This is a genomic window from Nocardia sp. NPDC059764 (genome assembly GCF_042732555.1).
Classification (GTDB): domain Bacteria; phylum Actinomycetota; class Actinomycetes; order Mycobacteriales; family Mycobacteriaceae; genus Nocardia.
The window spans coordinates 1-7,910 of record NZ_JBHWHH010000253.1 but is presented as its reverse complement, the minus strand read 5'-3'; the positions used below and the strand labels follow the sequence as shown (position 1 = coordinate 7,910).

Here is a 7,910-nt window from a genome sequence, read left to right as displayed (position 1 = left end):
GGTACCGGCCCGCGCACCTGACCCCTCAGCCCAGCACCGCTCTCGTGGTGTGGCAGCCCCGAAACCGGCGTAAGCCGCAGTAGGGCAAGACGAGCCGGAAGGCGGTGTCCCCAGTGGGGCACCGCCTTTCTGCTGTCCGGATCCCTGGATCCCGCCTGCTGACGTTCGCCCGGTTGCGATTGTTGCGGCTGATGTGCTGAGTTGCGACAGCGGACTGTGTGATTGGCGAAGTCCGGTGGGGCTGTTTATAATAAACAGACCGGTAGGTTATTAATTGCTGCCGATCGTGAGTTTTGTCCTTATGCTGCAGGGGAATTCATGGCCTGACGTAGTTGCGGCGGGATCGCTGTTTTCCTGAGTCTTGCAAAACGGATCAGCCAGAATTGACGACTGAAAACCCGTGTCGCACGGCGTTTTCCAGTTGATCAGTCGGTTTTCGGCTTGGAAGCCCCGCAACGTTCACGTTTTCGAGGAATAGAGGGCCCGTTATTGAAACGTCCCGTTCCGTTGCTGGCTAACCTCGCTTACACTTGCTTGGCAACGGCTGCTGTCGAGTGTCCCGCAGCACTTCACTCGCCGGTCACGCCTGCGTTCGATTGCGAAATGGGGTTGTGACACAAATGGATTCGCGGACCGTCGCATTGATAAGAACAACGTTCAAGGCGGTTGCTGCGGAAGAAGGTGGCCCCGAGAAACTCGCGCGGTCGTTCTACGCCATCCTCTTCACGGAGTACCCTCACGTGCGGGATTTCTTCCCCGCCGCTCTGGACGCCCAGCGCGACCGGCTGGTGAAGGCCATCGCCTACGTGGTGGATCGGCTGGAGGAACCCGACCGGCTGCTGCCCTTCCTGGCGCAGCTCGGCCGCGACCACCGCAAGTACGGCGTGGTGGCCGATCACTATGAGGCCGTGGGGAAATCGCTCAAGAGCGCGCTCGAGGCCTACGCGGGCACCGAGATCTGGACCGACGAGGTCGGCCGCGCCTGGGACGAGGGCATCGGCATCATCGCCGGCACCATGATCAAGGCCGCCGACGGCGAGAGCACCCCGCCGGTGTGGACCGGCACCGTCATCGAGCACCGCGAAGTGCTGCGCAACCTGGCGGTCGTGCGCCTGAAGCTGGACCAGCCCATGCAGTACGCGGCCGGTCAATACATGAGCGTGCAGATCCCGTCCCGCCCGCGCATGTGGCGCTACCTGTCCCCGGCCATCCCCGCCAATGCCGACGGCGAACTGGAATTCCACATCCGCGGCGTCACCGGCGGCTGGGTCAGCCCGGCCATGGTCGGGCACAGCCGGGTTGGCGAGCAGTGGCTGATCGGATCGCCGCTGGGCGGTCTCGGCGTGCCCCGCAACACCCGCCGCAAGATGCTGATGGTCGGCTGCGGCACCGGCATCGCGCCGCTGCGCGCCCAGCTCATGGCCATGACCTCGCGCCGATCCAACCCCAAGGTGGATCTGTTCGTCGGCGGCCACTACCCGTGCGATCTCTACGACCTCGAGGTGCTCAGCCAATTGGCCTGCGCCAACAAGTGGCTCACCGTGCACCCGGTCACCGAGTCCACCGAGAACCCGTGGTGGCACTTCGACAATTCCGAGGAGACCCGCGAATACCCGGGCCTGCAGCCGCGGGCGGTCGGTCAGATCGGCAAGATCGTGGCGAGCCACGGCTCCTGGGAGGACCGCGACGTGCAGATCGTGGGAGCCCCGTCCATGGTGCAGACCACCAAGTTCCGGCTCATGGCGGCCGGCACCTCCACCGAGAACATCCGCCACGACCCGCTGTTCTGAGACGCCGGCCGCCCCGAGGGCTCAGAAGCCTTCGTAGCGAATGGCTTCCGCGGGAGCTCCGATGGCGACGAGCTGGTCGATGGTGTTGCGCACCATGGCCGCGCCGCCGCACACCAGGATCTGGTGGTGGTCCAGCGGACCGAACCGCTCCGGGATGTCCGCGATGGTGCCCGGCATCATCTCCTCCGGCCGGAAGCCGATGTCGACGCGGCACTGCTCGTACCAGGTGTCGACGAAGTCCGGGTCGTACTCGTCCTGCACCACGGGAACCACGGTGAGCCAGGGCATTTCGCCGGTCAGCAGATAGAGCATGTCGGAGGCGTACAGGTCGCGCGGGTAGCGCGCCCCGACGAACAGGTGGGTGCGCGGCGGCTGTTCGCGGCGCGCGAGATCCAGCAGCAGCGCGCGCATCGGCGCCAGCCCGACGCCGTCGGCGATCATGACCACCTCGGTGGCGTCCGGCTCCACCGCCAGCCAGCCGCCGGGCGCGCTGATCCGCCATTCGTCGCCGGGATGGGAGTCGGCCACGATGGAACCGCTGCACCATCCGCCCGGCAGGGTCCGCACATGGAATTCCAGCTTGCCGTCCAGCGACGGCGGCAGCGCGGAGTACATGCGGCGCACCATGTTCGGATGCTGCGGCGTGCGCACCTCCACCGACTGTCCCGCCGCGAACGGCACGAACTCGCCGATCAACCGCACCACCGTGGTGTCCTCGCGCAACCGGTGCGCCCCCACCACCGTGGCGGTCCACTCGGTCTGCGCGTCCAGGGGAATCGCGCCGGTCTCATCGGGGCCGATAGTCAAAACAACTCCTCAATATCAATTTGCCTCCGCTCCGCTCCGGCGGGTTCGCGGCCCCTGGTCCCGATTCTTCCCTCCTCTGCTCCTCCAAGGCGCAGGTCTATGGAGCCGTTCGCTCCCCCGCTCCGAGCGCGGGGAGGCGGAGCGCAGTCCAGAATCGGGACGGCCGCGAACTGCGGCGCGGGTCTGCTGCGGTTGTCCGGAACTGAGTCCGCAGGGATACAAGATGTTTCGACAGTCTCACACCGGATCCGAAAGTCTCACACCGGATCCGAACTGATGGCCGACTCGGGTGCGCCCACGGCGAGCAGGGCTCGCTTGGTGTCGGCGATCATGCGGGCCGAACCGGCGATCTGGATCTGCCGATCGGCCCAGGCGCCGAAGCTGGCCACCACCGCGCCCAGGTTCCCGATCAGCCGCCGATGCATGCCGAAGGGCGGGTCGGCGGGCGGGTAGGGGTGCCACCAGGGGTTGGTCTCGTTCTCGCAGACCGGGATCACCGTGAGCCACGGATTGGACTGCGAGAGCTGCCACATGTTCTCCACGTCGTAGAGGTCACACGGGTAGCGGCCGCCCATGAACAGGTGCACGCGCGGGTTGATGCCGCGCCGCCCCATCTCGATGAGCTGGGCCCGCAGCGGGGCGATGCCGGTGCCCGCGCCGATCATGAGCACGTCCTTGCGGCGGCTCAGGTCGACGTGCAGGCCGCCGAGCGGGGCGGCGATCATCCAGCGGTCGCCGACCTGGGTCTCGTTCACGATGCCGGGGCTGACCCAGCCGGTCCGGACCTTGCGCACGTGGAATTCGATCTCGCCGTACGGGTTGGTGGGGATGGCGGGGGACAGGTAGCGCCACATCTTGGGCCGCTGCGGGATGGCGACCGGCACGTACTGCCCGGCCTGGTAGGGGATGGGGGTGTCGGTCTGCAGGCGCACGATGGCCAGATCGTCCACCACCCGCCGGTGCCCGACCACGGTCGCCTCCCAATAGGGCTGCGACTTATCGGAATTCGCTCCGATGGCCATGGACGCGGAGATCAGGATGGTGATGTCGCGCCAGCCCGCCTCGAGCGGCCGCGACCAGTTCGCAACCCCGTTGTAGCTCCGGAAGGCATGCAGCAGGGCGCGCCCGGCGATGTCGTAGTGCGCCGCCTCCACCCCGTACTTGCGGTGGTCGCGGGCGAGTTGCTCCAGGAAGCGCTGGGCGCGATCCCAGTCCTCCAGGTTGTCGAGGACGAACGAGATGGCCGTGACCAACCGTTTCGCCTGCATGTCCATGGCGGAGGGGAAAAGTTCCCGCAAAGCGGGGATCTCCGCGAAAAGATGACCGTAGAACGCGCTGATCAGCCGTTCCGGCCCGTTGGGGGCCTCGACGACTGTCCGAAAGTTTGCGCGGACCAGCGCTGCCGAACGCGCATCCACGACGTCGAGCTTTCCTTCCTGTCCAACTACCCCGAACCGCCTGCTGCCAGGCGGCCCTCCGCGTCAAGTATCCCTTAAAACCCGGTGGTCGCACGGATATAGCCGGAGGTGGATCGATTTCCGTAACCCGGGGTTCAGATCACCAGCACCGTCTTGCCGCGCGCACCCGACGCGCCGATCATGGCGGGAGCGTCGGCCAGCGGCGGCAGATTGCGGATCGGCACCACCAGATCGCCGGTCGCGACCAAACGCAGCAGTTCGCTCAATTCGGCCGTGCCGCCGCGGGATTCGAGGTTGCCGCCGATGATGCCACGCGCCTTCAGATCCGCTTCGTCGGCCGATCCGATGGTCGAGTAGGCGTGGCCGCCCGGCTTCACCAGGCTCGCGTTGTCGGCGAACACCGGCGGCGGACTGACCAGATCGAAGACCGCCTCGATACCGCCGGGATCGGTGATCCGCACCGAATCGGCGACGGGCAATGGGGAGGCCTCGGCGTGGGTGGGCGAGTCGGTGACGGTCATGCGGCCGTAATTCACCACCTCCATCGCGCCGAGCCGGATCATGCGGTCGGTGTCATCGGGGCGGGCGGTCGCGATGACGTGCGCCCCGGCCATGGCCGCCAGCTGCACCAGGTAGGAGCCGACGCCGCCGGACGCGCCGACGATCAGCACCCGCTGCCCGCGCTGGACCTCGGCCGCGTGCAGCAGGTCCAGGGCGGTGATGCCCGCGGTCGGCAGTGCGGCCGCGCGCACCGCGGTGACCTCGTCGGGGAGCTTGACCAGGGTGTCGCCGTCGGCGGCCACCAGGTATTCGGCGAAGGTGCCGTGCCCGAGCGGCGGCGACAGGAACTTGCCGACCACCCGGTCGCCGATGTCGAAGTCATCGACGCCCGCGCCGACCGCGCTGACGGTGCCCGCGCCGTCGACGCCGGGGATCATCGGAAAGTCATGGGGGAGTTGGCCGTCCAGGAAGCCGTCGATGATCCGTTGGTCGACGGGGTTCACCCCGGCCGCCTCCAGATGGATCTGGATCTGTCCCGGTCCGGCCTCCGGGACCGGCATGTCGGCGGGTTCGGGGGTGCCACCGAATTCTCGGACGACGATCGCGCGCATTGCTGCTCCATTCGTTCGGGCGAACCGGGATGGATGAGCTGGTGTGATGCGTCAACGAATGGGGCCATCGTACGCGTAGCGTGTGGAGAGGCTCCTGGCCGTGAGAGAAAGGGCCTAGGTCTCTGGTGTCACCGCCGGAAATTGGTCAGACTTGAGCGGAACAGACTCAATTTCTACCGCGTTGTAGACAACAACGACTAGTAGGAAGGTGACAGTGGACTCGTTCAATCCCACCACCAAGACCCAGGCGGCGCTGACCGCCGCCCAACAGGCGGCCTCGGTCGCCGGTAACCCGGAGATCCGTCCGGCTCACTTGCTGGTGGCGTTGCTGGATCAGACCGACGGCATCGCCGCACCCTTGCTCAAAGCCGTCGCCGTCGATCCGGCCACGGTCCGGCGTGAGGCCCAGGAGATCGTGGATCGCCTGCCCCGCGCCACGGGGGCCACCACCACACCCAACTTCGGCCGCGAGGCCATCGCCGCGCTCACCTCGGCGCAGCATCTGGCCACCGAGCTCGGCGACGAGTACGTCTCCACCGAGCATCTCGTCTACGGTTTGGCCGCAGGTGATTCCGATGTCCAGCAGCTGCTGCTGAAGTACGGCGCGACCGCGGACGCGCTGCGTGAGGCGTTCACCGCCGTGCGCGGCAACGCCCGCGTCACCTCGCCGGATCCCGAGGGCTCCTACCAAGCGCTGGAGAAGTACTCCACCGACCTGACCGCCGCCGCCCGCGAGGGCAAGCTGGACCCGGTCATCGGGCGCGACACCGAGATTCGCCGCGTCGTGCAGGTGCTGAGCCGCCGCACCAAGAACAACCCGGTGCTGATCGGCGAGCCCGGCGTCGGCAAGACCGCCATCGTCGAGGGCCTGGCCCAGCGCATCGTCGCGGGCGACGTCCCCGAATCGCTGCGCGGCAAGAAGCTGGTGTCGCTGGACCTGGGCGCGATGGTCGCGGGCGCGAAGTACCGCGGTGAGTTCGAGGAGCGGTTGAAGGCCGTGCTCGAGGAGATCAAATCCTCGGCGGGGCAGATCATCACGTTCATCGACGAGCTGCACACCATCGTGGGCGCGGGCGCGACCGGCGAATCCGCCATGGACGCCGGCAACATGATCAAGCCCATGTTGGCCCGCGGCGAACTGCGCCTGGTCGGCGCCACCACCCTCGACGAGTACCGCCAGCACATCGAGAAGGATCCGGCCCTGGAGCGCCGGTTCCAGCAGGTGCTGGTCGGCGAGCCGTCGGTGGAGGACACCGTCGGCATCCTGCGTGGGCTCAAGGAGCGCTACGAGAACCACCACCACGTGCGGATCACCGACTCCGCGCTGGTGGCGGCGGCGACCCTGTCCGACCGCTACATCACCTCCCGGTTCCTGCCGGACAAGGCGATCGACCTGGTCGACGAGTCGGCCTCGCGGCTGCGCATGGAAATCGATTCCCGCCCCGTGGAAATCGACGAGATCGAGCGCGTCGTGCGACGGCTCGAGATCGAGGAAGTGGCCCTGGCCAAGGAGACCGACGACGCGTCCAAGGCGCGCCTGGAGAAGCTGCGCTCCGAACTCGCCGACGACCGCGAGAAGCTCAACCAGTTGATGACCCGCTGGCAGAACGAGAAGCAGGCCATCGACGCGGTCTCGGTGCTGAAGGAGGAGCTGGAGTCGCTCAAGGGCGAGTCCGAGCGGGCCGAGCGCGACGGCGACTACAACAAGGCCGCCGAACTCCGGTACGGGCGAATCCCCAAGCTGGAGAAGGAACTCGCCGAGGCCGAGGCCAAGGCGAAGACCGCCGCCGACGGCGACGTCATGCTCAAGGAGGAGGTCGGGCCGGACGATATCGCCGAGGTGGTGTCGTCGTGGACCGGTGTCCCCGTGGGCCGCATGATGGAGGGCGAGACTCAGAAGCTGCTGCGCATGGAGGACGAGCTGGGCCGCCGGGTCGTGGGGCAGAAGGAAGCCGTGCAAGCGGTGTCGGATGCCGTGCGCCGGGCGCGGGCCGGGGTCGCCGACCCCAACCGGCCCACCGGTTCCTTCATGTTCGTCGGCCCGACCGGCACCGGTAAGACCGAGCTGGCGAAGGCGTTGGCGGACTTCCTGTTCGACGACGAACGCGCCATGGTCCGCATCGACATGAGCGAGTACGGCGAGAAGCACTCGGTGGCCCGCCTGGTGGGCGCGCCTCCGGGGTATGTCGGCTACGACCAGGGCGGCCAGCTCACCGAGGCGGTGCGGCGACGCCCGTACACGGTGGTGCTCTTCGACGAGATCGAGAAGGCCCACCCGGACGTCTTCGACATCCTGTTGCAGGTGCTCGACGAAGGTCGGCTCACCGACAGCCAGGGCCGCACGGTCGACTTCCGCAACACCATCCTCATCCTGACCTCGAACCTGGGTGCGGGCGGTGACCGGGACACGGTCATGAACGCGGTGCGCCGCGCCTTCAAGCCGGAGTTCCTGAACCGGCTCGACGACGTGGTCATGTTCCACGCCCTCGACGAGGAACAGCTGGAGCGGATCGTCGACATCCAGCTGAACCAGCTGCAGAAGCGGCTCGCCCAGCGCCGCCTCACCCTGGACGTGTCCGACTCGGCCCGCTTCTGGCTGGCCGTGCGCGGCTACGACCCGGCCTACGGCGCGCGCCCGCTGCGCCGGCTGATCCAGCAGTCCATCGGCGACTCGCTCGCCAAGGAACTGCTGGCCGGGGAGGTGCACGACGGCGACACGGTGAAGGTGAACGTCAGCCCGGACGGTGACAACCTCATCGTCGGCCGCTGACCGGCTCGAACAC

5 protein-coding genes are annotated in these 7,910 nt (G+C 67.5%); 2 read left to right on the top strand and 3 right to left on the bottom strand.

The genetic code is table 11. The features are described 5' to 3' along the window. The first annotated feature begins 620 nt into the window (after positions 1 to 620). Complete coding sequence (locus ACFV4K_RS33300; RefSeq protein WP_379280276.1) at positions 621 to 1,790, top strand: globin domain-containing protein; 1,170 nt, start codon at positions 621 to 623, stop codon at positions 1,788 to 1,790. A gap of 21 nt (positions 1,791 to 1,811) precedes the next feature. Here the strand turns inward: ACFV4K_RS33300 and ACFV4K_RS33295 are convergent, their stop codons facing one another. The 3 genes from ACFV4K_RS33295 to ACFV4K_RS33285 form a co-directional block, all read right to left on the bottom strand. Continuing rightward, a complete protein-coding gene (locus ACFV4K_RS33295) occupies positions 1,812 to 2,597 on the bottom strand; it encodes an FAD-binding oxidoreductase (protein ID WP_379280275.1) in 786 nt (261 codons plus the stop codon). A 257-nt stretch (positions 2,598 to 2,854) separates the two neighbouring features. Beyond that, on the bottom strand, positions 2,855 to 4,015 hold the full coding sequence (locus tag ACFV4K_RS33290) for a globin domain-containing protein (RefSeq protein WP_357094304.1): 1,161 nt from the start codon (positions 4,013 to 4,015) through the stop codon (positions 2,855 to 2,857). A 134-nt stretch (positions 4,016 to 4,149) separates the two neighbouring features. Continuing rightward, positions 4,150 to 5,127 carry an NADP-dependent oxidoreductase gene (locus tag ACFV4K_RS33285; protein WP_379280274.1) on the bottom strand — a complete coding sequence of 326 codons (978 nt, stop codon included), beginning with the start codon at positions 5,125 to 5,127 and terminating at the stop codon, positions 4,150 to 4,152. Between the two features lie 214 nt (positions 5,128 to 5,341). On the opposite strand from ACFV4K_RS33285, the gene clpB reads away from it, so the two are divergent. After that, a complete protein-coding gene (gene clpB / locus ACFV4K_RS33280; RefSeq protein WP_379280273.1) occupies positions 5,342 to 7,897 on the top strand; it encodes an ATP-dependent chaperone ClpB in 2,556 nt (851 codons plus the stop codon). Positions 7,898 to 7,910 lie beyond the last annotated feature (13 nt).